Raw genomic sequence first — 2,798 nt, 5'->3', positions numbered from 1 at the left:
TCACCGATGATGAGCACACCAGCGCTGTTGTAATCAGGTAGAATTGGTTTCATTGTTGGTCTCCAAAAATTAAATCGTGGTGAGTTTAGCACAGCCTTTTTCTAGGCTGAACCTTGAGCACTACTTCTACTTAGGCGAACCACTGGTTCCATGCTTGCTTCACCCATTCTCTTTCTGCAACAAACTTATCTTCAACCACATCAGCATCCAAATTAAGCAGGTTTCTGTGGTGTATTTCGTTACGCATCGTCGTGTACGCGCGTATCAGTTGCATCGCTTGGTCTTCCTCCATGACACCTTGAGCAATTAGCGTTTCATATATTCGGACATTGTCACACCAACGCGTAAGCTTAGGTTTCTCGTGACTATAGTTAAGCACCAAATATTGAGCCAGAAATTCGATATCGGTAATACCACCGACGTCTTGCTTGATCATGAAGCGACCAGATTTCTTACCGCCTAAATGATCGCGCATTTTTTCGCGCATCTCGACGACTTCTTTTTTCAACGTTTGCTCATCACGCGGTTTACACAACACATCATGACGGGTGTTATGGAAAGCAATCGCCAATGGTTGATCACCATAAATCATGCGAGCGCGCACTAAAGCTTGATGCTCCCAAGTCCACGCATCTTGATGTTGATAATCATCAAACGCATCGGTTGGACTCACCAACAGGCCGGACGCCCCAGAAGGACGTAAGCGAGTATCCACTTCGTATAGAATGCCTGATGCGGTGCGGGTTGAGAAAATATGGATGATGCGCTGTGCTAAACGAAGGTAGAACTGACGACCGTCAATTTCCTTCTTCCCATCGGTGTATACATTAACTGGGCAGTCGTGCATAAAGACGATATCTAAGTCTGAGTTGTAGCCCAACTCCCATCCACCGACTTTACCATAACCGATCACGGCAAAGCCTTTGCCTTCACGGTCTTTCACGTGTGTTGGCTCGCCGTATTTTTCAGACACTTGAAGCCACGCTTGGCTGACCACCGCTTCAACAATGGCTTCTGCTAGATAAGTTAAGTGGTCACTTACTTTCATGACTGGCAGCACGCCAGCGATATCCGCTGCGGCAATACGCAGAATACAAATTTGCTTAAACTGACGCAGCGCTTCCATTTGCTGCTCCATATCATCTTCGGGAATACGGGCAAGGAAATCGCGCAATTCCGTGCGATAGCTATCGAGTGGAATTGGATTGTACAGCTGTTGAGGATCTATCAACTCATCCAGAAGGATTGGATAACGAGACAACTGTTCGGAAATCATTGGACTTGCGGTACACAAGCGCACCAACTGCACCAATGCAGCAGGGTGTTCATCCAACAATTCTAAGTACGTCGTGCGCGTGCAAATATTGTGCAGCAAGTGCAATACTCGCGGTAAACCAAATTGAGCGTCTGGGTGGGCAAACACCGCGTCAAACACTTTTGGCATCAAGCGGTTTAAGACCTCTCGCCCACGGGGGCCGAGCGTTTTCTTGGCCAAGTCGGCTTTAAAGTTGATGATAGCTTTAGAGAATATGGCGGGCTCTTCAACTTGAATGTCCTGCTCTAAAATCAGCTCTAGCACATCTTGTTTATTGGCCATATCCCATAATTCATGGAAATGACGAGCAATCGTGCTGCCCTCATCTTCTTCGTCGTCACCAATCAAGGTTTCAAATACTTGATGCACTTTGTTCATGTGCTGCTGAGTTTGTTCGATGAGCAGCTCCCACGACTCTAGCTGCATCGCAGTTGCCAGTTTTAAACGCTCAATGTCGCAATCGGGCAGCGTTTGAGTCTGCTTGTCTGCCATTGCTTGCAGTAGATTTTCTAGCTGGCGTAAATATTTATATGCCGCTTCCAGATTGCTGACTTCTTGCGGGGTTAACAGTGCAAGCTCTTCAATACCACTTAGGGTTTCGAGCAAGCCACGATTGCGCAAAGATGGCTCTCGCCCGCCACGAATCAGTTGGAAAACTTGCGCGATAAACTCAATTTCTCGAATACCACCAGCACCCAGCTTGATGTTGTTGGTTAAACCGCGACGTCGCACTTCACTGCTGATCATTGATTTCATGCGGCGCAACGACTGAATCGCACTAAAGTCGATATAACGACGGAACACAAACGGACGCAACATTTTGCGTAGCTCTTGATATTGCGGATACATTTCGCATCCCATCACGCGCGCTTTGATCATCGCGTAACGTTCCCAGTCCCGTCCTTGCTCTTGGTAGTAATCTTCCAACGCGGCATAGCTCATTACCAACGGGCCGCTTTCTCCAAATGGACGCAACCGCATGTCGACGCGATAACAAAAACCATCAAACGTCTGTTGATCGAGTGCTTTGATAATCCGCTGACCAAGACGAGTAAAAAACTGCGCATTGGCGATACTGCGGCGGGCACCTTGGGTTTCGCCGTTTTCAGGGTAAGTAAAAATCAGGTCGATATCGGAAGAGAAATTCAGTTCGCCGCCGCCTAGCTTGCCCATCCCAATGATCAACATCGGTTGAGCTTCACCCTCTGCATTTGTTGGCGTTCCCCATTCTGCGCAGCAAATTTTGTATTGCCATTGGTATGTCTCAAAGATCATCGCCTCTGCCAATTGAGACAAATGCCGTAATGACTCTTCAAGTGTCCAAGCATGTAAGAAGTCTTTCCACGCGATGTAGACCATTTCTCGATTTCGGAACTGACGCAGAACGCGATGACCAGAGATTTCATCTGGGCATTCTGCCAATAAAGCGGCCAGACGGGTGCGATAAGCTTGGTGTCGGCTAAGCTCACTTAACATCGTTGGT

Annotated in this window: 1 protein-coding gene; it reads right to left on the bottom strand. The window is 47.7% G+C overall.

Annotated features, from left to right (window positions below; genetic code table 11):
• Nucleotides 1-130: 130 nt before the first annotated feature.
• Nucleotides 131-2,798: bifunctional [glutamate--ammonia ligase]-adenylyl-L-tyrosine phosphorylase/[glutamate--ammonia-ligase] adenylyltransferase (gene glnE / locus R7O12_RS23595; RefSeq protein ID WP_318126456.1), on the bottom strand; the 2,668-nt coding region annotated here is incomplete at its 5' end.

The sequence above is a fragment of the Vibrio sp. Vb1574 genome (genome assembly GCF_033338675.1).
This window is presented reverse-complemented; position numbering and strand designations above follow the sequence as displayed.